At 48.2% G+C, this 22,770-nt stretch carries 17 protein-coding genes and 7 tRNA genes; 4 read left to right on the forward strand and 20 right to left on the reverse strand.

Annotated features, from left to right (window positions below; genetic code table 11):
- Nucleotides 1-18: 18 nt before the first annotated feature.
- The 4 genes from C7R94_RS15160 to C7R94_RS15175 all read right to left on the reverse strand — a co-directional run bounded on the left by C7R94_RS15160 (nucleotide 19) and on the right by C7R94_RS15175 (nucleotide 5,578).
- A complete protein-coding gene (locus C7R94_RS15160) occupies nucleotides 19-600 on the reverse strand; it encodes a TetR/AcrR family transcriptional regulator (RefSeq protein WP_106782433.1) in 582 nt (193 codons plus the stop codon).
- Between the two features lie 128 nt (nucleotides 601-728).
- On the reverse strand, nucleotides 729-3,935 hold the full coding sequence (locus C7R94_RS15165; protein WP_106782435.1) for an AfsR/SARP family transcriptional regulator: 3,207 nt from the start codon (nucleotides 3,933-3,935) through the stop codon (nucleotides 729-731).
- 122 nt (nucleotides 3,936-4,057) lie between these two features.
- Nucleotides 4,058-4,672 carry a YhcN/YlaJ family sporulation lipoprotein gene (locus C7R94_RS15170; RefSeq protein WP_233220574.1) on the reverse strand — a complete coding sequence of 205 codons (615 nt, stop codon included), beginning with the start codon at nucleotides 4,670-4,672 and terminating at the stop codon, nucleotides 4,058-4,060.
- Nucleotides 4,673-4,747: 75 nt separating this feature from the next.
- Nucleotides 4,748-5,578, reverse strand: coding sequence for a copper amine oxidase N-terminal domain-containing protein (locus tag C7R94_RS15175; protein WP_106782441.1), 831 nt, complete (start codon nucleotides 5,576-5,578; stop codon nucleotides 4,748-4,750).
- 222 nt (nucleotides 5,579-5,800) lie between these two features.
- Here C7R94_RS15175 and C7R94_RS15180 point away from each other — a divergent pair, with 222 nt between their 5' ends.
- Nucleotides 5,801-7,849, forward strand: coding sequence for an exo-beta-N-acetylmuramidase NamZ domain-containing protein (locus tag C7R94_RS15180; protein WP_106782493.1), 2,049 nt, complete (start codon nucleotides 5,801-5,803; stop codon nucleotides 7,847-7,849).
- Between the two features lie 67 nt (nucleotides 7,850-7,916).
- Here C7R94_RS15180 and C7R94_RS15185 read toward each other — a convergent pair whose 3' ends face one another.
- The 7 genes from C7R94_RS15185 to C7R94_RS15215 form a co-directional block, all read right to left on the reverse strand.
- Nucleotides 7,917-9,482 carry an acyl-CoA synthetase gene (locus C7R94_RS15185; RefSeq protein ID WP_106782443.1) on the reverse strand — a complete coding sequence of 522 codons (1,566 nt, stop codon included), beginning with the start codon at nucleotides 9,480-9,482 and terminating at the stop codon, nucleotides 7,917-7,919.
- A gap of 157 nt (nucleotides 9,483-9,639) precedes the next feature.
- Nucleotides 9,640-9,728 (reverse strand) — tRNA-Ser (locus C7R94_RS15190).
- 67 nt (nucleotides 9,729-9,795) lie between these two features.
- Entirely contained in the window at nucleotides 9,796-11,214 is a 1,419-nt protein-coding gene (locus C7R94_RS15195) for an aldehyde dehydrogenase family protein (RefSeq protein WP_199197939.1), read from the reverse strand.
- 99 nt (nucleotides 11,215-11,313) lie between these two features.
- Entirely contained in the window at nucleotides 11,314-12,594 is a 1,281-nt protein-coding gene (locus tag C7R94_RS15200; protein ID WP_106782449.1) for a peptidase, read from the reverse strand.
- A gap of 32 nt (nucleotides 12,595-12,626) precedes the next feature.
- Nucleotides 12,627-13,304 carry a 3-oxoacid CoA-transferase subunit B gene (locus tag C7R94_RS15205; RefSeq protein WP_012685801.1) on the reverse strand — a complete coding sequence of 226 codons (678 nt, stop codon included), beginning with the start codon at nucleotides 13,302-13,304 and terminating at the stop codon, nucleotides 12,627-12,629.
- Nucleotides 13,286-13,978: a 3-oxoacid CoA-transferase subunit A gene (locus tag C7R94_RS15210; protein ID WP_106782451.1), complete on the reverse strand. Its 693-nt coding sequence runs from the start codon at nucleotides 13,976-13,978 to the stop codon at nucleotides 13,286-13,288. Before C7R94_RS15210 ends, C7R94_RS15205 begins: the two co-directional genes overlap by 19 nt.
- 16 nt (nucleotides 13,979-13,994) lie before the next feature.
- The gene (locus C7R94_RS15215) at nucleotides 13,995-15,347 is read right to left on the reverse strand and encodes an aspartate aminotransferase family protein (RefSeq protein ID WP_106782453.1); all 1,353 of its coding nucleotides are present in this window, start codon (nucleotides 15,345-15,347) and stop codon (nucleotides 13,995-13,997) included.
- 156 nt (nucleotides 15,348-15,503) lie between these two features.
- Between C7R94_RS15215 and C7R94_RS15220 the strand changes: the two genes are divergently transcribed.
- Nucleotides 15,504-17,048, forward strand: coding sequence for a PucR family transcriptional regulator (locus C7R94_RS15220; RefSeq protein WP_106782458.1), 1,545 nt, complete (start codon nucleotides 15,504-15,506; stop codon nucleotides 17,046-17,048).
- A gap of 4 nt (nucleotides 17,049-17,052) precedes the next feature.
- Here the strand turns inward: C7R94_RS15220 and ablB are convergent, their stop codons facing one another.
- Entirely contained in the window at nucleotides 17,053-17,907 is an 855-nt protein-coding gene (gene ablB, locus C7R94_RS15225) for a putative beta-lysine N-acetyltransferase (protein ID WP_106782460.1), read from the reverse strand.
- A gap of 142 nt (nucleotides 17,908-18,049) precedes the next feature.
- On the opposite strand from ablB, the gene C7R94_RS31005 reads away from it, so the two are divergent.
- Nucleotides 18,050-18,169: a YjcZ family sporulation protein gene (locus tag C7R94_RS31005; protein ID WP_369835000.1), complete on the forward strand. Its 120-nt coding sequence runs from the start codon at nucleotides 18,050-18,052 to the stop codon at nucleotides 18,167-18,169.
- A gap of 96 nt (nucleotides 18,170-18,265) precedes the next feature.
- Entirely contained in the window at nucleotides 18,266-18,994 is a 729-nt protein-coding gene (locus C7R94_RS15235) for a glycerophosphodiester phosphodiesterase (RefSeq protein WP_106782469.1), read from the forward strand.
- 50 nt (nucleotides 18,995-19,044) lie between these two features.
- Here the strand turns inward: C7R94_RS15235 and mnmL are convergent, their stop codons facing one another.
- The 8 genes from mnmL to C7R94_RS15280 form a co-directional block, all read right to left on the reverse strand.
- On the reverse strand, nucleotides 19,045-20,013 hold the full coding sequence (gene mnmL / locus C7R94_RS15240) for a tRNA modification radical SAM protein MnmL/YtqA (RefSeq protein WP_047068639.1): 969 nt from the start codon (nucleotides 20,011-20,013) through the stop codon (nucleotides 19,045-19,047).
- A 176-nt stretch (nucleotides 20,014-20,189) separates the two neighbouring features.
- Entirely contained in the window at nucleotides 20,190-21,428 is a 1,239-nt protein-coding gene (locus C7R94_RS15245) for a glycosyltransferase family 2 protein (RefSeq protein ID WP_106782472.1), read from the reverse strand.
- Between the two features lie 298 nt (nucleotides 21,429-21,726).
- A tRNA-Leu gene (locus C7R94_RS15255) sits at nucleotides 21,727-21,811 on the reverse strand.
- Nucleotides 21,812-22,285: 474 nt separating this feature from the next.
- Nucleotides 22,286-22,362: transfer RNA gene (locus C7R94_RS15260), tRNA-Arg, on the reverse strand.
- 5 nt (nucleotides 22,363-22,367) lie between these two features.
- A tRNA-Cys gene (locus C7R94_RS15265) sits at nucleotides 22,368-22,441 on the reverse strand.
- Between the two features lie 9 nt (nucleotides 22,442-22,450).
- Nucleotides 22,451-22,526, reverse strand: a tRNA-His gene (locus C7R94_RS15270).
- Between the two features lie 17 nt (nucleotides 22,527-22,543).
- Nucleotides 22,544-22,620: transfer RNA gene (locus tag C7R94_RS15275), tRNA-Met, on the reverse strand.
- A 10-nt stretch (nucleotides 22,621-22,630) separates the two neighbouring features.
- Nucleotides 22,631-22,721 (reverse strand) — tRNA-Ser (locus C7R94_RS15280).
- Nucleotides 22,722-22,770 lie beyond the last annotated feature (49 nt).

A 22,770-nucleotide genomic window follows, 5' to 3' on the forward strand; every position in this document is an offset into this window, starting at 1 on the left:
CTCTTGTTTTACGTTTCTCTAGACGTTATTTTGAATCATTCCTGAAAGCATATAACGAAGCGTCTGTTTATCTGCGGCACTGTTCACTGGCTCTTTGCGAAACTGCTTGCGAAGTACGGTAAAACCAACCATCCCAAACAACGCGGAAGCAAGTGTGCGAATATCGATATCCGCCCGGATATACCCCTGCTGCTGAAGTTCCAGCATGTGTGACTCCATCGTGCTGAAATAGCCACCTAGCAGATTGCCAACCATCCTGTCGCGCTGCCCATCTCCTGAGAAGGCACTCAGCAACAGGAAACACAAATCTTGATTCTCGGAAAAGAAGCGAAGATGCTCATCCAGCACATTCAGAATGCGATCCTCCAAGGAAAGCTCTTCATTTTGCATTACATTATCTACATGGTAAATCAGCATCTTCACGCCTTTTTCTATCACGTACAAAAATAGCTCTTCCTTTGTGGAAAAGTGATAATAGAGTGTTCCTTTTGCCACCTGTGCCATTTCCGCGATTGCATCCATGGTCGTTTCGCTATAACCCAATTGGGCAAATGCGGTTAGCGCTCCATTCGCAATTTGATCTTTTTTGGATGGTGCCATCACTCCTGTCCCCTTTCGATTTTTTGAACTGACTGGTCAGTACAAAGATTATATTACGAATACTTCCTAGTTTTGTCAAGCAGCCATTGCTCTATATACAAAAAAAAGATCGCTTTGCGGGCGATCTTTTACTTCTCGATAATTTGAAGGTAAGTCTCCATGGTTGCAGGCATTGGCGCGACACCGAGGTTCTCCCTTAGCTTTCCTACACATTTTTCATACCAGCGGATTGCCTGTGTCCGATTATTCTGCTGATAATACGCAGTCATAAGTAAGCGGTACGACTCCTCCCAGCAATCATCCACCCGCAGAATCGCTTCGCACCAACGGATCGTTTTTTCGAATTGCCCGTCCTCTAGCATGATTTTAGCTAACCTCTCTGCTCCGCGTAAAAACAGCGCCTGCACTCTCTCTCGCTCTTCTACACACCAATCCTCATAACGGCATTCCGGCATGTAATCACCCAAGTAGTACGCAAGCCCTTTTTCCAAAAGGATGGCCCCCTGACGACGATCTGATTCTGCCAAGCCCAGTGTAACGAGCTTCTCGAACTCTTCGACGTCCATATGGTAGCCCGATGCCAGATTGAAACCGTAAGAGCTGCCATGGCGTTGAATGAAGAATGTGTCTGTTCTGGCAGCACGATCTGGCTCGAGGGCTTTGTTCAATGCATTCAGCGACACTTTAAAATCGCGAATGGCCGCTTCTTCGATACTGTCTGGCCAAAGTCGATTCATGATTTCTTCCCGGGCTAACAAATGATGCCTCTTTGTCAATAAAAGCTGAAACAACAGCTTGGCCGTCCCACGCTGCCACGCCTTTTCGCTCAGCTCCCGGTCTCCCAACCATACACGGAAAGCGCCCAGCGTCTGAATACGAAGGGTATACCCGGGGTGGAATGTCACGTTTTGCAAGCCCAAATCATTTAACAGCTGAGAGACGTAATCCGGCGATACCTTTCGGCGCTCTGCCTCGATCAGAATTGGCATAAGCTGCTGTACATCATGCGGTGTAAGCAGGGTAGGTCTCTGCAAAAGGAATTGATATTCACCGGATTTCATCAAGGACAGCGCTTGCGTCACCGCAGGCACAAACAAATCCCATTGTTTTTTTCGATAAGCCAAGAAGCTCAGCCACAATTGACAAATGACGACACTGTAGCTATCCCCGCAATGACTAAGTCGGTCGGCACAATCGATAAAGGTAGCCCACGCTTCCTCTTCTTTCCCGTATTTCGCATATGCAATCCCGATCGCCATGCGTACGAGACTGCCTAACCAGTCGTCGCGCATTGCCTCTGTCTCTTGTATCCCCCTGTTTCCATACAGAAGCGCTTGGTCGAGTGCCTTTTCTCTTGCATGAAGCAGGGTTAGTCCCAGAAGCGTTTCTGACTTGCCGCGTGTGGATTGGAGCTCCTCCATGATTTGCAAACCTTTTTCATAAAGCTGGCGAATCTCATCCGTAGGCAAAGTTTGACTGATGAGGGCCGCATGGGCTTTTCGAACATAGCCATTCGCCTCTACAAAAGGTGAATGCGCTGCACGCCCAAGTTGGATGGCAGTTTCTGCAGATTCCCATCCTCGCTCCCATTCGCCGTTCAATGCATAGACGAAAGATAACAGCAAAGAGGTTTCCCGATACGATCTGGTCAACGGAGGATGCTTCCTTTGTTCTACCTGCCACTTACTCTCCAAGAGCTGAATGGAGGACTGCAATCGGCCAGTACGAAACAACAGGCGCGATTCCAGCTCAACCTCCGTCTGCTGCTCTAATTCCTGACTCCGTTCATACCAAGCTGCCGCCTGTTTGGCATCTCCGCGATTCGTATAGATTTCTGCCAGCAAGCGGTATAGCCTCGGTGCCATCTCATTCTCTTGCTCAAACGGGGGCAAGAGTTGAATCGCCCTCTTGAGCAGTTCTTCTGCCCGAACGCCTTGTACGCTGTCGAGATGAACGCGTGCTTGCCCTTCCAACCCGCGGCACAATCCGATTTGATCTTGCTTTTGTTCACAGTGCTTCAAAAATTGCTCGTAAGAAGAAAAGGCCTTCGCATATAGACAACGATATCGTTCTACTTCGCCCTGATAAAACAACAACCAATGCTGTTCGCACTTAATGCGCTCTGGTAACAAGGTTATCCACTCGTATAAAAAGTCCAGCTTCCCTGCTTGCAGCAACCTTTCTGATGCTTGGCACAACCACTCACCCAGCACCTCCCACTGCTCGACGAGACGCAACCGCCCAAAAGCTTTTGCCTCGTCCCCTTTACGTCTGTACCATCCTGCGGCCTTGTGATTGACATGCACGTACGTCGCTTGATTCGCAGCCAGCTTGCTAGACAAAAGACGCTGGAAAAGCGGATGAAAGGAATAATGAGATCCTGCTTGGACATGAAGAAATAGATTACAACGCTGTGCTTCCAACAGGTGTTCTATGCATCCTTCCCCAAGTATTTGCTTGCAATCCTCCAAATCGAATTGTTCGAGAACCGCTGCCTCCATTAAAAAGCACTGCATACCTGTATCCAGCTGCGTCCAGACTTCTACTTCCAGCAAATGCAGCAACCGCGATAACTCACGCAGACTGTCAGAAACCGTCTGCCCCCTCGTTACCATTTCACCAAAAGTCCGCAGAGCCATCACCCAGCCTTGCGCCACCTCTTCGACTCGGCCCCAATCCTCTTCTGACAGCGTGATGTCGTATTGATCAGAATAAAAGGCCTCGCTCTCCTCCAGCGTAAACGAAAGGTCATTTGTTGTAAGCTCCAGACACTCTCCTCTTGCAGACAACAAGTCGAGGGTGGACCATTTCGGTCGAAAGCGCGTTAAGATAACCAGCTTGACCTTTTGTGGAAGAGCCTCGGCTAACCTTTGAACAAATCGATCGACGTCACTACCATTCTCAATTCGCTGGTAATGGTCCAAAACGAGTATGTGGTCAGCCTGAAGCTGTACGCATTCCCCAACAAACCAGTCGACTAGTACCTTACTGTCTATGGAGGGCACCGGATTTTGCTCTGTGATACGTTTGAGTTGCTCTCGCAATACCTGTCCAAAATCAGAATGAACCTGACGAACACTTTCGACAAGACAGAGGACAAACGCAAGAAGGGCATCGTCTTCATCCTGAATGGTATACCAGGAAGCAGCCAGTGCTTCATCATGTAGAAATGTAGCCAAAGAAGTCGTTTTGCCATAGCCTGTCCCTGCATGAATAAGACAAAGCTGCGTATATTTCAACAGGCGTAATTTTTTCGCCAATGCAGGTCGCCGTAAGACATATGGCTTCTGTCCTGGAGGAGTTATTTTGGATATAGGGATGTGGATTGGTATCATACAATGTGCACTCCTTGCCGTTCTCCTGCTCTTCTTTGACTATTTCCCCATTTCTAACTATTCTCCTGCCATTTGAGCCTTAATCGACAAAAAGCCCACCCGGGAGTCCAGGTGGTGCTCTTTCAATCCACTAAATTATATCCAATCACCGTATATCCAATATCATTTAACAAAACTTGGAATTCTTCGTCACTGATGTGCTCTCCGTTTGTAATTCGTGAATGCAAATCTGTAATCCGGTCATAAACAGCGCGATTGGTAGACACGTACAAAATGTTGAAGCGTGTTTCTGCCTGCAAGCGTGACCTCATCCGATCCACAACACGTCTGTGCAGCGAATCTGGATGACCATTATCGACTCGCACAATTTTTCCAGGCGTATACGGGATGGACGGCCGCGGGTTGACTTCGTCAGGCTTTGGTGTATCGACTGGCAACACACCTACAATCAGGTTATCCTTGTATGCTAACACCTTGATATCGGCTACACCGGGCAGCTTTTCCGCGTGCCCTTCCAAGTGCCTCACGAGCTGCGGCTCTCGCTGATGAACCCTCTTTTGGCTAATCATGGCTGCCGGTCCTTTATCCCTACCAACGTTATCGTTCTGGAAGTTAATTCCGAGAGATTCAAATTTGGCCTGATTTCCGTTCTGATCTTCGGTGCCCTGTTCTTTGTTAGGTGAACACCCTGTCAGCAAGCCGGCAAACAGGAGTACAGCAATGATACTCCCACTCATTCGTCTCACAACAAAAACACCTCCTTGCACTTAGTGTGATGTGCAGGAGGTGTTCTTACTCAGAAATCAGACGGCTTAATCAATGGAAATAAATTCGCCTTCAAAAGTATCTTGTTTACCGTCTTTTTCAGCTTTTACGGTAAAGCTGCGAATGCCTTCATCACCATTTATTTGTAATTTAAAAGTGCCATCTGCATTAACTTCTACTTCATGTGTATCATCTTCGATTACAACGGTCAGATCTGCTTTCGGATCAACCTTACCAGTAACTCGATACAGTCCGATCACAGCTATTGTAGTAGATTTCCCTTCAATACTTTCCTTGTCAATCAAAGCAACCTGCTCAGTTTTTTTCTCATCTGTAGCTGGTTTCGTCGGATCTTTTGGCTTTTCCTGTTGGCCGACTTGATTAGGGTTCACATTATCCGCAATCAATACAGTTTGTGTATTCGGATCCCACTCAACCTTGTAGCTCAGAGCTTCCGCGATGAAACGAACAGGTACTACGGTACGCTTGTTCACAATCTGTGCAGGTACATCTAGGTTAATCGTTTGTCCATTTTTGTTGGCAATTTTTTGAGTAACGACCAATCTGATGTTATCTTTCCCTTTATTGATGGTAACGGTACGAGTTTGTTCATTCCATTTCACTTCAAATCCAAGACTCTCTGCAATCGGACGAATCGGAACCAGTGTACGTCCTTGGTTGATAATTGGTGCTTGGTCAGGAAACGCAATTTGTTTTTTATTGTACTCCACCTTAACAGCATTCTGTACGGTTTTAGGCGTTACAGTTGCAGGCGCTGCTGCCGCAGAAAATGCTGCCAACGGTACCAAAGCGATCGCTAGCAGTAATGAGGTTACTTTTTTTAGCAAAACATTCACTCCATTTCCAAAAAGGTTCACACGATTCTTAATCTACTATAGGATGAAGGCAGTTTCAAGATTTTCCTCTAGTCTCCTTTTCAAAAGATCATTCTTTCCTAGTAGCTCTCCTCTTTTCCGTTACTTTTCCTCCTCCTTTTGACCTAATTTCAAATTGTTACAAAAATGCAACCATCTTGCTTTGCAAAACCGTTACAATAGACAAGAAGCGACAGTATTTTATCTTGAAAGAGGCAATGTATGATGAACAAATTTCTCCCTTTCCTCATCCTGGCAATTATCTTAACCTTAATTCCTCCAGTAGGAAGCTCCGCCAATACGACTGCCATCCAATTGGGAAGTGATGTACTGTTCAATCAGTTCCACCATCTCATTGAAGGCAAAAAAGTCGGGTTAATTACGAATCAAACAGGTCTAAACAGTCAAATGGTTAGCACGATCGACATGTTACGACGTGATCGCTCCGTCCATTTAACCGCTCTGTATGCACCTGAACACGGCCTCGACGGAAAAACGGTCGCAGGGAAACAAGTAACGAGCTTTGTTCATCCCGTCTACGCTATTCCCGTCTACGGCTTGTCTGGATCAACTCGCAAGCCGACACCAGAAATGCTGAAAGACATCGATATTCTTCTCGTTGATTTGCAGGATATCGGATCGAGAACCTACACATACATATCTACCTTGCAATACGCCATGATAGCTGCAAAAGAACAAGGAAAAGAAGTAATGGTACTGGATCGACCGAATCCTCTCGGTGGAACGATTGTCGAGGGTCCTGTAGTTGAACCTCCTTACCGCTCCTTTATCGGAGTGGATACCCTCCCGCTTGCACATGGTATGACCATCGGAGAGCTGGCCTTGTTTTTCAATCGTACCATCGGTGTAGATCTTACCGTCATTCCGATGCAAGGCTATACACGCAACATGATTTACCAACAGACAGGATTGGCCTGGATTCCGAGTTCTCCGCACATCCCTAACTTGACCTCGGTTTTCGGGTATATGGCAACTGGTTTGGGTGAGGGTACCCCTATTCATCAAGGCGACTATTTCACCTGGATCGGGGCAGAGGGTCTAGATTCGCACAAGTACGCCGATCTGTTAAATGGGAGTCTTCTGCCTGGCGTCCTCTTTATTCCTGAGAATAAAGGAACTGCCGGGGGCGTACGCCTTCAGATCAACGATCCACATCAGTTTAACCCGGCAAAAACAGGTATTTACGCGCTAGCTTATGCCAAGCAATTACAGACATTCCCTATACCAAGAAGTACGAGTATGCAAATCTCCATGTTCGACAAAGTGATGGGTACCAATAAAATCGGTCTGCTTCTCGAACAAGGAAAATCCCCGCAGGAGATCGTTTCCTCCTATGAAGCGGATCTGAAGAAATTTATAGAGCTGCGGCAAAAATATTTGATCTATGGCGATAAACCATTTATCCCGATGCAGCCACTTCAACAAAAGCACACAAAACAACCGGAACAACCAAAGCAATCAGAACAGCCAAAACCGTCCAAGCCAGCAAAACCAGAGAAACCGACTCCACCGAAGACTGGCAATCATAATGGAACGACCGATCAAACGAAAAAGCCTGAACCCGTTAAAAAACCGATCCCTCAGACACCGAAGACTTCTGAGAAAATCGCTTATTTAACCTTTGACGATGGACCTTCTGCTGTAACTCCTCGCGTTTTGGATACGCTGAAAACGCATCAGGTCAAAGCCACCTTCTTTATTGTAGGCCGTGAGGTGGCTGGTCATGAGGCCATTCTTAAGAGGATTGTAGCTGAAGGACATGCGCTGGGAGGACATTCGTATTCCCATAATTATCAGCTTCTTTACAAAAATATGGATGGCTTTTTTGCAGACCTGGAAAAAGGCAGTCAAATGATTGAAAAGGCAATCGGTGTAAAGCCAACCGTGTTCCGCTATCCAGGTGGCAGTACGAATACCGTCAGTTTGAAATATCAAGATCCCACACGTTATAACAAGCAGCATACAGTCATGCAGGCGATTAAAGCAGAGGCGAAGCAACGTGGCTATATGTTTATCGACTGGAATGTAACCAATGGCGATGCAAGGAGCAACAAATACACAGCCGCGCAAGCATTGGCAAACATAAAGCAGCAAGTAAAGTCACAAAAAGAAATCGTTGTTTTGATGCATGATTCCAGTACCAAGTCGCCAACGGCTGAAGCTCTCCCCGAAATCATTTCGTACTTGAAAGAAAAAGGCTATCGTTTTGAAATCATTAAAGCCGATCGCCCGACTGTTTCCAACGTAAAATAATCACAGCAGCAAAAAGCCCGCTCCGGATTCAGAGCGGGTTTTTCTGTGCTTTAGACCTTGCGAGTGTCTACGTCGTCAATGTTTCATATCGGAGGCGCAACTCTCTTTTCAAGATTTTGCCGCTGGGATTTCTAGGAAGATTGTCAGCAATCATTACATATTTGGGTGCTTTGAAGGAGGAAAGACGTTCTTTGCAAAAAGCAAGCATCTCGTCGGCAGTCAGTAACTCACCTGCTTTTGGCACAACGACAGCCGTCACAGCTTCGATCCAGTACGGATGGGGAACTCCGATCACAGCGACCTCAGACACTTTCGGATGTTGATAAATAAGCTCCTCAACCTCCCTGCTTGCAACGTTCTCTCCCCCCGATTTAATCATATCTTTTTTCCGATCAACGACCGTAATATAACCTTCGTCATCCATGATGCCTAAATCCCCGCTGTGAAACCACCCTCCTTGGAAGGCAGCCTGTGTCTTTTCCTCATCTCGGAAATACCCCAGCATCGCATGGCTGGTCCTGTGTACAATTTCACCAACACTACCGCGTGGGACTTCCTTCCCATCATCATCGACGATTTTCGTTTCCACATTTAATGCTGGCTTGCCTGCAGAGCCTGCTTTTCTCATCTGATCCTTCGGTTGTAAAACAGTTGCTAATGGCGCCACTTCCGTCTGTCCGTAAAAATTGTAAAACTGTGCGTTGGGGAGACGTTGACCGAGCTCTTTTAATACTTCTACTGGCATGATTGCTGCACCATAGTAGCACTTTTGCAAAGAACTCAAATTACGCGCGGCAAAATCGGGAGAACGCAGTAAGGCAATCCACACGGTTGGCGGACAAAACAACTGAGTAGCCTTATACTCCTCTACCGTCTGTAGCATCAACGCAGGGGTTGCCTGTTCCAAAATAATTCCGCTTCCACCCAGGTACACGTACGGACCTAAAAAGCAATGAAGCTGCGCACTATGGAACAAGGGGAGTGCGTGAACTGCCACATCATCCTGCGTCATTCCGCCTTCGATAATCGTGCTGACATATTCGGAGATAATGCTTTTATGAGTGAGCATAACACCCTTTGCCTTTGATTCCGTTCCGCTAGTATACAAAATCTGCACAACATCTTCGTCCACTATGTCTACTTCAGGCTCATGGTCGTCTGCCGCTTCAATCAGCGTGCGAAAAGGCAGCCATTCCTCTGCTTGTGCTGCTGGTTTGGAGATGACGGAAAGCAGCTTGGGGGAAATTCCAGCTAAGTGGAGTCCGTCTTGAGCGAGCCGCATGAATTCGGGGGCTACGAAGCACGCACTCACTTCCGCATGACCGAAAATATAAGCGACATCTTCCTTATTCAACATAAAGTTAATCGGCACCATGATGGCTCCTGCTTTCGCTAGCCCAAAATTCAGAATCGCAAAATCCATCGAGTTGCGTGACAGTACTGCTACCCGCTCCCCTTTTTGCAGGCCTCTTGAAAGAAGCGAATGAGCCGTCTTGTTTGCAAGCTGATCAAGCTGCGTGTAGGTCAATACTTCTTCTTCAAAGTACAGGGCAGGCTTATCAGGATTTCGTCCACGACTTCTTCGCAAAATATCGCCAAGTGCATTTCTCCGAACCCTTTGCGCTTCTAGCATGCAAATTCCCCCATCACTTATAGTCTCATCTCCATTATATATTAGTTTTCTTTATTTTCTGATATTTTCAAAAAAAATAACCGACAACTAACTCTCAAAGCTCTCGACCATAAAAAAGACCCCAGCTTCTAAACTGGAGTCGGTTCATTTGTATTTATGGCGGAGGGAGCAGGATTCGAACCCGCGTGAGCTTGCACTCTAACGGTTTTCAAGACCGCCCCGTTATGACCACTTCGGTATCCCTCCGTATTTCAACAATATATACTATATCACAGCTCTACTATTTTTTGCAAGAGCTCTTTTCCCATTTCCTTTATCGCTTGATGGCAACGAGTTTCAATTCCGTCATTTCTTCTATCGCGTATTTGACCCCTTCTCGACCAAGTCCGCTCTCTTTCACGCCACCGTATGGCATATGATCCACGCGAAAAGTGGGAATATCATTCACCATCACACCGCCAACGCGTAGCTCTTCTGCCGCTTCCAGAGCCAACGACAGATTGTTTGTATAGACACCAGCCTGTAATCCATAGCGAGAATCGTTTACCAACGTAATACCGTGCCGGACCGACTCCACTGGATTTATCAGAACGACAGGGCCGAATACCTCCTGACAAGATACTTTTGCATCTGCCGGAACACCCGTTAATACCGTAGGCTGAAGCATCCGATCCACGATCTGTCCCCCACACTCCAAACGCGCCCCCTGAAGAAGTGCCTCATGAATCCACTCCAAAACACGTTCTATTTCGCGCGGATTAATCATGGCAGAATAGTCCGCGTCCTCAGAAAGCGAATCACCACCGCGAAGTGCTCGTGTTTGCTCAACAAAATGTTCGACGAAATCTGGATAGATTTCTTTGTCCACATAAATTCTTTGCACAGAGATACATACCTGCCCAGAATAAGCGAAGGCGCCAAAAACGCATCGAGGAATCACTTCATTCAGCTGCACATTGCGATCAACGATTACTGCCGAATTCGATCCCAGCTCGAGCGTGACTCTTTTCATACCCGCTCGATTGCGTATCTCCAGCCCAACATTTGGACTCCCTGTAAAGGTCACCGCCCTGACTCTTGGATCAGATACAATTTTATCACCTACGCTCGCCCCACTGCCCGTAATCACATTGAGGGCTCCTGCGGGCACACCAGCTTGCTCTGCAAGCTCTGCTAGGAACAATGCGCTAAGCGGTGTCTGCGATGCTGGCTTGAGAACAACAGTATTGCCAGCAGCTAGAGCAGGTCCGACCTTATGAGCAACGAGATTCATTGGAAAAGGAAAGGGTGTAATTGCGCCGATGACTCCCAGTGGTTCACGCACAGTATAAGCCAAACGTCCCTCTCCCCCGATAGCTGCATCGAATGGTACGGTTTCTCCGTGGAGCCGTTTGGCTTCCTCTGCCGCAAATTTATACGTCTGAATGGTTCGAATCACTTCACCACGGGCTGTTTTGATTGGTTTCCCCGCTTCTATTGCAATGATCCGCGCTGCTTCTTCCAAACGTTCATTCATCAAAATCGAGATTTTTTCAAGCAGGAAGGCGCGTTGATAGGCAGGAAGTCGCCGCATGACGGCTGTCGCTTCGTGGGCCGCAGCAATTGCTTTTTCAACCAATGATGAGTCTGCTTGCGAAATTTGTGCAATCTCTTGACCTGTACATGGAGAGAATAGCGGTGCATGAGCAGTAGCTGGGACCCACTCCCCCCCGATAAAGCACGTTTTTTTCATCGGCATATCCTCACTCTCATTGATTGGCGTTCACCTTCCAATCATTCTCCCTCATATACGTGCCTTCCTGTCTTGACTTTGAAATATTTGGATATTCCCTTACTCTTTCACACTTTCAGCCACACCGCACCATTCCAATAACGTAAGCGCAAAGATCTCAGCACAACGGAATACCTCATCCAAAACGATGTATTCATTCGGGTAGTGTGCAACCTGTGTGACTCCAGGTCCGACTACAATCGCTGGGGTATTGGCCAAAGCAGTCAACAAACCGCCATCTGTTCCCCAAGGCGATGCTTCCACAATGGCACGATCTCCTGTCACAGCTTCAAACTGCGCTTGCAAAATCTCCATCAACGGATGATCGAGCTCCACTGCTCCCGGGACCCAACGAGCTCCGAACCATTCCAGCTCAACAGGCTGCTCTGCAAACCACGGATCGACCTCTGCCAGCTTTTTGAGTGCAGCCGCCATTTCTGCTTTGGCATCGTCCATCTGTTCTCCTGGGGCAACCCCCATCCTTCCTTCCAGCTTGACGAGGTCAGCTACAGACGAAGGCCACTTGCCACCCTCAATCACCCCCAGATTAATCGGGATCGGAATGGGCAGCTTGGCGTAGAGTGGATCTTCGAGTCGATCGTTACGCTCTTTTTCCAATTGTCCAATGGCTTGAACGACAAGCATGCTCTTTTCGATGGCGCTGACTCCCTCGTAGCGGGTCCCTCCGTGAGCAGAACGCCCTTTGACGGTCAATCTGAACCACATGGAGCCCTGCTGCTTCGGGAAAATTTTCATATTGGTCGGCTCTGGAATCAGGGCAGCATCCGCCTTGTAACCACGAATGATCGTCGCCAATGTACCTGCACCGCCGCTTTCTTCTTCTACAACGCTCTGAAAAATGACGTCGCCTTTTAGTTGCACACCCAACTTCTGTAGAACCTGGATCGCCAACAACGATGATAAATTTCCACCTTTCATGTCGGTTGCTCCGCGTCCATAAAGCTTGCCGTCTTCCACCTTCCCGCTAAACGGATCATCGCCCCACTGTGCCAGATCTCCCGCGGGCACTACATCCACGTGTCCGTTTAAAATGATGGAACGGCCATCTCCTTGTCCCTTCCACACACCGACGACATTCGGGCTGCCCTCAAATGTGGTACGCGGGGAGACAAAATACGGATGTGACACTAGCTCTTCGCCTTCCATGACCCATAAGTCAACGTCCAACCCCATCTGCCCCAAAAGCTCTGCAATGCTTTGCTGGATGGATTGCTCTTCTCCTTGTACACTTGGGCTTTTTACCCATTGCTGCAGCAGTTGAACAGCAGCCTCTCGATCTTTTTCCAATTGCTCCCGTATAAGCACCTGCCAGTTTGCCATGTTTTTCCCCCGTTCCATGGTTTTGTCTTTGCTTAGCGGAAAACGCCAACCTCTCCGTCCATCTTGAGCTCGGCTTCCGTTGCTCCAATCACATCAGCGACACTGTATGGATACATGACTTCCCGCAGATACAAACCATCTGGCATGACCTCCATAACAGCCATGTCCGTGATAATCAAATCCGCAGCTTTTGTTGCAGTTAACGGCAGTGAGCATTCCCGAACGATTTTCGAACGTCCGTTTTTATCTAGATGCGTGGTCACAACCATGACCTTTTTGGCCTTTTGTGCCAGCTCCATAGCTCCTCCCATGCCAGGGACGCGTTTGCCTGGAACGATCCAGTTGGCAATGTCACCATTTTGGCTTACTTCCAGAACTCCTAAAATCGTCATATCCAATAGTCCACGGCGAATGATGGCAAAAGCAGTCGCACTGTCAAAAAAGGAAGCTCCTGTGGCAAGCGTGACAGGAAAACCGCCCGCATTGCAAAGCATGGCATTCTCCTCGCCTTTCGCAGGGCTTGGCCCTGTACCGAGAATGCCGTTCTCCGCGTGAAACATGACTCGTTTTTCCGCTGGAATAAAATCCGCAACCAACGTTGGAATGCCGATTCCCAAGTTAATGATCATGCCGTCTTCCACTTCTAATGCTGCGCGGCGGGCAATACGTTCACGATAGCTCTCGGTTTCTTTTACTTCTCCCATGCCCATTGCCAGTTCACCCCTTCACTTTGGACAATAAGGTTCACGAAAACGCCCGGGGTGACGATTTCTTCCGGGTCGATCATGCCTACCTCTACTATCTCATCCGCTTCCACGATGGTAATGTCACCTGCCATCGCCACTAACGGATTGAAATTCCGTGCACTTGTATCAAACACCAAATTGCCAAAGCGATCCGCTTTTTTCGCATGTACGATAGCCACTTCGGCAGTGAGCGGTGTCTCCAACAAGTATTCCTTTCCATCCAGAACGACCTTCTGTTTTCCTTTTTCCGCGATCGTCCCGATGCCGACATCCGATAGAATGCCTCCCAGACCGACTCCACCTGCCCGTACACGCTCTGCAAGTATCCCCTGCGGGCAGAACTCTACTTCCAGCTCCCCAGCTGTCATTTGGGCCCCTGCGTTCGGATTTGAGCCAATATGCGAAGCTATCACTTTTTTGACGCGCTTTTCGGTTACCAGCTTGCCAATTCCGATATGCGGGAAAGCCGTATCGTTACTGATCAGCGTCAGATCACGCACACCTCTATCCAAAATTCCCTGTATTAAAGTAGGCGGGTTTCCTACGCCACCGAATCCCCCTGCCAACAGCGTCATCCCATCGCGAAAATGGGTGAGCGCTTCGGACAGGGAGACGACCTTTTCAAATCGATTTGTCATCCTCGTTCCTCCTTCTCTATCCGATCAGTGCCTTGTCTTGGAGCTCTTGCTGAACAGCTACCACCGCTTCTTTCAGCAGAGATATCAGTTCATCGATTTGCTCCGTGGTAATGGTCAGTGGAGGTGAGATGATGACAGCATCCCCTGCCACCCCTTCGATTCCGCCCATTGCCGGATAAATAAGCAAGCCTTTTTCAAATGCTTTTTGAATGACCTTCCCGCCCACTCCCCCCGAAAGCGCAAACGGTTCTTTTGTCTGCTTGTTTTTCACAAATTCCAGTGCGCACAGCATGCCAAGACCACGTGCATCTCCGATCAACGGCAGCTCGTCTGCCAGTTCTTTTAGGCGGGCAAGCATATAGGCACCTTGTTCGGCTGCTTTGTCGACCAACTGATGCTTCTCCACATAGTCGAGGACAGCCAGAGAAACAGCAGCAGATTGTGGATTGGCACTATACGTATGCCCTGCCATAATCGAGCCGCTACCTTTTGTAATGGTCTCAATGATTTCGTCCGAGACAATCGTAGCAGCCATAGGCGTGTAACCGGCACTCATCCCTTTACCCAATGTCATCAGGTCAGGCACGACGCCCCAATGGTCGATCCCAAACGCTTTCCCTGTGCGACCTACTCCCGTCATTACTTCGTCTGCGATAAACAAAACCTCATATTTATCACAAATCTCGCGAATACGTTGGAAGTAACCGTCTGGTGGCACGACCGCTCCCCCAGAAGCGCCGATGACTGGCTCTGCGATGAATGCCGCTACCTGCTCAGGTCCAACGCGCAAGATTGCCGTCTCCAGCTCGTTTGCACACGCAAGCGCATACGATTCGAGGGACATGTCTTCTGGTTTGCGATACGGATATGGTCCGGTGATCGCCGGATAGTCAGCCAATAGTGGAGTGAAGCGCTTTCTGCGCAAGACGTGTCCAGACATCGAAAGTGCACCCATTGTAATCCCGTGATAGCTCATCCAGCGGGAGATAATCCGGTTTTTCGTTGGTCTTCCTTTTTCTTGCCAGTACTGAATCGCGATTTTTTGTGCCGTCTCGGTTGCTTCCGAACCGCTGCTGACAAAAAACGTCCAGTTCATTGAGCCTGGTGCCCACTCCGCTAGCTTTGTAGCCAGCTTCTCCACAGCATCGCTGCTGAAATGCGACCGGTATACGAAGGAAACCTCCTTGGCTTGCGCATACATCGCCTCAGCCACTTCTTCCACACCGTGACCAATGCTTGCCGTCACCGCTCCACTTGAACCGTCGATGTAACGATTCCCCTCTTTATCGTAAAGATAGATGCCTTTACCGTGAGAAATAACCGGATACTCTTTGCCCAATTCAGGCTTGATTACATAGCTTTTCGTCATTTTCGTCGCCACCTCGCTTATTCTATACCTCTATCCTAGCTGACCAGCACGCAAGAGCCATCCTACGTGCTGGCAAAAAAACATGGAAAAGAGACAAAATCTTTTGTACATTTTGTATAAGAGAACCTTTACCGAGGCTTTTGGAGGAGATACCTGATGACCATCACGATAAGAGAAGCACTGCAACTGCCGGACATGGTTCACACCAGGCTGATCGCAGGAGCAGGCGGACTGGACAATCCGATTCGTTGGGTGACAATTGTCGAGGTGCTGGAGGATACGAGTCGCTTGCAGGAAGGCGAATTTTTGATTACAACCGGCTTCGGGCTGGCTGAGCACACAGAAAAGCTCGCTTCTTTTATTCCTTCGTTGGCGAAGCAAAAGCTGAGTGGCGTTGCAATTCATACAGGTTTTTATTTACGGGAAATCCCCGAGACGTTTTTGACTTTGGCGGATCACTATCAACTTCCATTGATTGAAATTCCCACGGAGATAAACTTTTCAACCATAACCAAAGCCATCTTGCAGCCGATCATGAATCGGCAATTTGAAACGCTGGCCTATTCCTCTGCCATTCATAACCGTATGATTGACGCTGCCCTGTCCAAGGGAGGCCTTCCCGCTATTGCCGGGGAGCTCGCTGTACTTACGGGAGGCGTCGTGTCACTCGTTGATGCATTAGGCTTCGAAGTCACACAGCATGGCAGTTCGGAGGCACTGCCACATGATCAGTCTCAGGAAATCGCGCATCGTGTACCGATTCGCGCCAATCGCGAGCATTTTGGCACGTTGACCTTAACGAAGCCTGAGCACGCCTGGAAAGAGCTCGATAACGTCGCTCTACAGCATGCCTCTACCTTATGTGCACTCGAATATGTAAAGGAAAGGGCGGTAGCGGCAACGGAATGGCGGTTAAAAGGGGATTTTGTGGAGGAGTTGCTGAACGGGCAGCAGATGACCCATACGGAGCTGGAGAGCCGTTGTCGCATGCTGGGGTACCCGCTTGCCGGACATCATCTCTGTGTCGCTGTTCGCGTAGAGGTAGCCGACCAGACGATGCTTGGAGACATGCATCAAAGTGTCATTACGTTGATGCGGAGGCTTAGCGACCGTCATCAACGCTCTTATTTGCTGCGCGAGCGGCCACATTGCCTCTTGTTTATTTTGCCAGATGATCAGACGAGCCTACGCCTGTTGGAACAGCTCACTTCCCGCTGGAGAGGGCTGCATCCAGAGCTTGCACTACAGATCGCCTTGAGCAATCCCTGTGAGCAATTGCCAAACGTCGTCAGTGCCTCCGAAGAAGCAATGTTTGCTCTGCAAGCGTACCCGCTGTTGGCCCAATCCCCGCAAATTTTGCGATACCGGGATATGCAGGGCTATCAGTTTTTGTTTCCGTACCATCGTGAAAAAGATAGCTTGCTCCGCCTGTGGAACCCATTGCTGGACCCATTAATTCGCTATGATACGAAATACAATCAACAGCTGCTCGAAACACTTGAAGTGTATTTGGCCCAGAATGGAAACGGTCTACAGACCTCGCAAGCCTTGTATATCCATCGACATACGCTCAAGTACCGGTTGACCCAGATCGAAGAAAAAACAGGCTACCGCCTGGAGGACGCTCATCAACGTTGGCAGCTTCAGTTGGCCCTGATGGCCCGTCGTCTGCAACAGCAGTTGTATCCTACAAACAGGTAGCCTGTTATTCCCTCGTCGGGCGAAGTGGCTTTACCCATATATTCATGTCTTCATAGCCTGAAAAAATCGTACAGTTATTAATCAGCCTTCCCCGATATTCATAACCCATTTTGGCAGCCGTCACATTCATGCCTGCCGATTGTGCCCGAGTCAAGGTGTACAAAAAGTAAATTCCTGCCTCCTCCATCCTTTGTTCCAACGCGATAAACAGCGGTTGGAGGAGACCTTTCCCCGCATGGTCTGGATGGGTCGCGCAATCCGTCATTTCCGCAGAACCAAAGCGCTCGGATACTTCAGCTGAAGCAGCACATGCAATCTTGCCTTCAAATTCAACAACATAGTAGATGGTACCTTCCTGCATGGTTTTGCGAATATAGGACGGATCGTTCATCGGTGTAGGATACGTCGCGAATACCAGTCCATACAGACACGCCAATTCTTTTGTGTCTGACTCCGTTGCTTCACGCAGATGGTATCCCTCTGGTAATGATTTCTCTATCGTACTGCCTGCTTTTGACAGGCTCAACGCAAGAATTTCCTCAGCAAGTTTTTCTGCACCAGAGGTAGCCCGCTCTTTTGTCAGGTAGCAGGTGAGCATCTGCGCGTTTTCCCCTTGAAAAAAACCGTCGATGGTTCCCTCCAGTTCGTAACCCAGGGATTTCCATTGCGGAATATCTAGTTTCTTCCCGTATACAATCACTTTTGTTGCCTCTGACTCTTCGGCCAGCTCCTTCAAGACCCGATCCCACTGCTCGATTTGTGATGGTTCATACACATGCAGCTTTACCCGGCGATTTTGTCGATCAATGATCAGGTCGCCAGTGTCCTGTGCGCCTACAACATTTATCACGGTCTTCATCCTCCCCTACAATACTCCTCCTCTCATTGTAGCAAAACAAGTAAAGCCGTCATCTGCCAATCTGTATAAAAAAGCGTTCCTCATGCACAAAAAAACAGAAGGTGGGCATTCTGTTGGGTCATATTTACTCGTTCTTCATACCATGAGAGTAGATGCTTCATGTGCGAGAAGGAGGGTGTTTTTTGTGAGCTGCAATAACAATTTTGCCATGATCCTTGTCCTCTTTGTCCTTTTGGTCATCGTACTTGTCGTAATCGGATAGACTTCTGCAGATGCCTCTCATGTCAGGTCGTATCGAGGGGCCCTTTACATATCATGGTAGTAGGGAATAACACGCTCGAGAAGGGAGGAAGCCCTCGTGCCCCCACTTATCTATGCCCATCGTGGCGCTTCCGGCCTGTTTCCGGAAAATACGATGGAATCGTTTCAAGGAGCTGTCCGACGAAAAGCCAATGGGATCGAATTAGACGTTCAGCTCAGCAGTGACAATAAGCTGGTTGTTATTCATGACCATAGCCTGGAGCGCACAACCAATGGTTCTGGCTTGGTGCGTCAATACACATTGCGCGAGCTACGTCAGCTACGCGCGGATAAAGACTCATCTATGCGAGTACCAAAAGCCCACATTCCAACTCTGCAGGAGGTATTTCAGACGTTTGTCGACACACCACTGCGCTTCATCATCGAGATGAAAAATTTCTTCCTTGATCAACCTCACTTAGAGGAGCTCGTCATCGAACAAATCAGGCGTTATCAGCTAACAGAGCGAACCATCATTTCAACGTTTAACTTCGACAGCCTTTTACGAATCAAGCAATTGGATGCCACGCAAACGACGGGACTTTTATACGTTGGACCCCTCGCCAAGCCTTGGGAAGTAGCCAGCAACTATCGAGCTGATCAATTGCACGTCCCATTTGATCAACTGACGGAAGACTTGGTCAAACAAGCAAAGCAGCATCATTTTGAAGTTTTGAGCTGGACCGTAAATACTGGTCGGCAAATCCAGCGAGCCATTGACTGTGGGGTAGATGGACTGATCACCAATTACCCGAAGCGTGCGAGAAATCTCATTCGAAGTCTATAAAAAAGAAAGGGAGCCCAGAAAAGGCTCCCTCCTTTTTGTTGCTGTGACATTTACGTGCGTGGCACGAAAAACTTTCCTTGCCAGCTATTCCGTGCTTTCAGTTCTGCATCAATGCCATTCAGAACTTCCCACTTTTTGCGACTCCACATCGGTCCTATCAAGAGATCAGGTGGTCCGTCCCCTGTGATTCGGTGGACGATCATCTCTGGAGGTAGAATTTCCAATGTATCCACAACGAGCTTCGTGTACTCCTCCTGCGACAGGAATTCCAAGAGTCCTGCTTCATATTGCTTCACCATCGGTGTTTTGCGCAGCAGATGCAACAAGTGTATCTTGATCCCCTGCACATCCAGATGTGCCACAGCATCTGCCGTCTGCATCATCTCTTCGTGGCTCTCTCCCGGCAATCCGTAGATGATATGAGAGCATACACGAATGTTGTGCTTGCGCAACCTCTCTACAGCGTCCACGTAGCATTGATAATCGTGCGCTCGATTAATTAACTGGGCTGTGTGCTCATGGACTGTCTGCAGACCGAGCTCCACCCACAAATATGTGCGCTCATTCAGTTCAGCCAAATACTCCACGACGTCGTCTGGCAAGCAGTCAGGACGTGTGGCAATGGAGAGTCCGACTACCCCTTCCTGTTTAAGGATGACTTCGTACATCTCCCGCAGTTCCTCCACAGGCGCATACGTATTCGTATACGCTTGGAAGAAGCCCAAATACTTGGCTTGCGGCCATTTCTCGTGCATGCGATTTTTCACATCATGAAACTGTCTTTCCAGATCCATTCTGCGGTCACCGGCAAAATCTCCAGATCCTCTCGCGCTGCAAAACGTGCAGCCGCCTGTCGCTACTTTCCCATCCCGATTCGGACAACTAAAGCCGCCATCCAAGGGAACCTTGAAAATCTTTTCGTGAAAAGTCCCTCTTAAATGATAATTCCATGTATGGTATCTTTTATCGCCCCACAACAATGGGACGTCGTTGTTGTGAATATCTGTTGCGAGCTTCATTGCTGTTTTCCTCCTATGGGCACCGCTACGTCTGGCGCTGGTGCCTTAATCCCGTTGGCAAACGCTACTTGCTTGATCACGTCATTATAACAAATTCGGCAACGGTCTCGCTACTTTAAGATAATAGGAAAACCACAGGTGAATATTCCCCCTGTGGTTTCTGCTTGTTTACATCACTATTGCTGGATCTCCTCGATACGAATCGCGCGTGTGTGAGAGGTATGACTCCACACTTGGTTTTTCTTCGTAAAGAACGCGTAAAACATAATCGGAAGCCAGGTCAGGAAAAAGAACGGTAGTAAGAGGAGCCCGAAATACCCCTTCCACGGGACTTTATCCAAATAGAGGGCCAAGATTGGCAACAGGTAGAACACGGCAGTAGAACCGTATACCAGCCACGTAGGCAAGATCGTGGATACCGTTGAAAACGTACCAATATCAAAAAATCTTGCCAGAAACAATACCGACATCATTGTCACCATCAGCACGTACATCGGTTGGAAGAGGTAGAAGGCTGCGTCAAGCATCCCCAGCTTTCTCGACTTCACACCATTAAATAATACAGATCGAATGTAGCGTCCTGCCACATCGTAGTGCCCTTGCATCCAACGCAAGCGCTGGCGCATAGACGATTTTAAGTCAATCGGTTTTTCATCCCAGACCTTGGTGTCATGAGCCCAAGTCGGGTAAATACCGCGTTCAATACAACGTGTTGCAAATTCCAGGTCTTCCGTGAGACTCGTTGCTCCCCAGCCCATTTCTTTGAGCAGGTTGCTCTCAATGCACAAGCCAGTTCCGCCCAAAGTGTTCGGCAGTCCCAAATTGTGACGAGCCAGCTGCCACATACGGTTTGTAAACCAGTACGTAACCGCATAGGACAGCGTAATCCAGGAATCAAACGGGTTCTTGGAATCAAGGTAGCCTTGAATCACACGAGCCCCTTTGCAGAGACGGTCATTCATTACTTTCAGGAAGTTTTTCTCTACCAAGTTGTCAGCATCAAACATGACGACAGCGTCGTACTGCTTTGGTCTTGCCCAGAGGTTCTCCAGCATCCATTCGATGCCGTAGCCTTTCCCACGCTTGGATGTGTCAAAACGCTCACATGCAATTGCACCATGCGCCCGACTAATTTCTGCCGTGTTATCTGTACAGTTGTCGCAAATGACAAAGATGTCGTACATTTCACGTGGATAGTCGAGTTTCTTCAGGTTTTCAATAAGCGGAGCAATTACGGCGCTCTCATTGTGAGCAGCCACGAGCACAGCAAACGTCTTTTGCGGCTCAGATGTTACTTGCTCCTTTTTGCGGAATAGGCCTGCACAAGAAACCAGTGTTTGGTATGTGCCGATTACGCCCACCGCAGAAGTAAATCCGATGAATAATCCCTCAATGATCTCTCTAATTACACTCATGGGTTCTTCTCCTCGACCTAAATCAGATTGGGTCTGATCTGAATTTAGGTAGTGTTGTTTTTCCAACATTTCTCTATTGTTTTTCTCTCAATTGGCAGTTTACATCAAATACGATTCATAAGCAATGACCCAAAAGTGGGAAAAAATAAGGCACTGCTATCACCTTTCCCACCTTTTTCTCTTTCTATTCGACAGTGCTTGGCAGTTGGCAGAAAAAAAAGCCCTTGTCGAAAAAGGCTCTGTTTATTTAGAAAAACACAAACACTCGTTTCCATTTCTTCCTGATTGTTTCCGGGATTGGTGCGGTCGGCGAGACTCGAACTCGCACGGGTCACCCCGCCACCCCCTCAAGATGGTGTGTCTGCCAATTCCACCACGACCGCCAATAAACGCTGATTTTACTCGTGTTTTTCTGTTGACACGAAGTACGTTTTTGAGTATACACAATCAAATTTCGCAAGTCAATATCGTTTTCAACTGGATGGAGCCCAGATTTTCCCTGTCAAACTATCGCTTTGTTTGCTCAGTCTTCTAGTAGATACGTTTGTCGAAAAAGAAAGTTACATGTCGCAAAAATTTTGAAAGAATGCAAACGCCTCTCTACAAAAATATCATCGTTTCGTCACATTTTCGGAAAAGAAAGGGAGCCATATTCTCTGATTTTTTTACATAATTTATGACAAATTAGACAAAACATTTCCAATTGTGGCTGAAAGTTTTTTTACTTTTTTTTCGAAATAGGCCATTTGACTTATCACTTGCTTCTGATTGTCTCCTGAAAGGACGCACTATCTTCTACGAAAAAAACCTCCTGCGGACGCCACAACGTCTCAAGGAGGCTATCTTTTGAAAAGGCGTGGCGTCCCAGGAGAGATTCGAACTCCCGACCGACGGCTTAGAAGGCCGTTGCTCTATCCTGCTGAGCTACTGGGACTAAAATGGAGGGAGTACCCGGATTTGAACCGGGGATAAGGGTTTTGCAGACCCGTGCCTTACCACTTGGCTATACTCCCATGTTGGTATGGGGCGATCGATGGGACTTGAACCCACGAGTGCCGGAGCCACAATCCGGTGCGTTAACCCCTTCGCCACGACCGCCATATTTTTATGTAGTTTGGTAGCGGTGGAGGGAATCGAACCCCCGACCTTTCGGGTATGAACCGAACGCTCTAACCAGCTGAGCTACGCCGCCAAAATAAAAATGGCGGAGAGTGAGGGATTCGAACCCTCGCTACGCTTGCGCATACTAACGGTTTAGCAAACCGTCCCCTTCGGCCTCTTGGGTAACTCTCCGTGATTATATGCACCTTCAAAACTAGATATGCATGATTGCTAAGTGTGT

Source organism: Brevibacillus sp. NRRL NRS-603 (assembly GCF_003013445.1).
GTDB classification, from domain to species: Bacteria; Bacillota; Bacilli; order Brevibacillales; family Brevibacillaceae; genus Brevibacillus; species Brevibacillus formosus.

Bases quoted from the DNA above. Each gene is read 5' to 3' on its own strand.
- ablB (WP_106782460.1), bottom strand. From the start codon at position 17,907: ATGAAGACCGTGATAAATGTTGTAGGCGCACAGGACACTGGCGACCTG.
- C7R94_RS15165 (WP_106782435.1), bottom strand. From the start codon at position 3,935: ATGATACCAATCCACATCCCTATATCCAAAATAACTCCTCCAGGACAG.
- C7R94_RS15210 (WP_106782451.1), bottom strand. From the start codon at position 13,978: ATGACAAATCGATTTGAAAAGGTCGTCTCCCTGTCCGAAGCGCTCACC.
- C7R94_RS15195 (WP_199197939.1), bottom strand. From the start codon at position 11,214: ATGAAAAAAACGTGCTTTATCGGGGGGGAGTGGGTCCCAGCTACTGCT.
- C7R94_RS15205 (WP_012685801.1), bottom strand. From the start codon at position 13,304: ATGGGCATGGGAGAAGTAAAAGAAACCGAGAGCTATCGTGAACGTATT.
- C7R94_RS15220 (WP_106782458.1), top strand. From the start codon at position 15,504: ATGACCATCACGATAAGAGAAGCACTGCAACTGCCGGACATGGTTCAC.
- C7R94_RS15180 (WP_106782493.1), top strand. From the start codon at position 5,801: ATGAACAAATTTCTCCCTTTCCTCATCCTGGCAATTATCTTAACCTTA.
- C7R94_RS15170 (WP_233220574.1), bottom strand. From the start codon at position 4,672: ATGAGTGGGAGTATCATTGCTGTACTCCTGTTTGCCGGCTTGCTGACA.
- C7R94_RS15185 (WP_106782443.1), bottom strand. From the start codon at position 9,482: ATGCTAGAAGCGCAAAGGGTTCGGAGAAATGCACTTGGCGATATTTTG.
- C7R94_RS15160 (WP_106782433.1), bottom strand. From the start codon at position 600: ATGGCACCATCCAAAAAAGATCAAATTGCGAATGGAGCGCTAACCGCA.
- C7R94_RS31005 (WP_369835000.1), top strand. From the start codon at position 18,050: ATGAGAGTAGATGCTTCATGTGCGAGAAGGAGGGTGTTTTTTGTGAGC.
- C7R94_RS15215 (WP_106782453.1), bottom strand. From the start codon at position 15,347: ATGACGAAAAGCTATGTAATCAAGCCTGAATTGGGCAAAGAGTATCCG.
- mnmL (WP_047068639.1), bottom strand. From the start codon at position 20,013: ATGAAGCTCGCAACAGATATTCACAACAACGACGTCCCATTGTTGTGG.
- C7R94_RS15245 (WP_106782472.1), bottom strand. From the start codon at position 21,428: ATGAGTGTAATTAGAGAGATCATTGAGGGATTATTCATCGGATTTACT.
- C7R94_RS15200 (WP_106782449.1), bottom strand. From the start codon at position 12,594: ATGGCAAACTGGCAGGTGCTTATACGGGAGCAATTGGAAAAAGATCGA.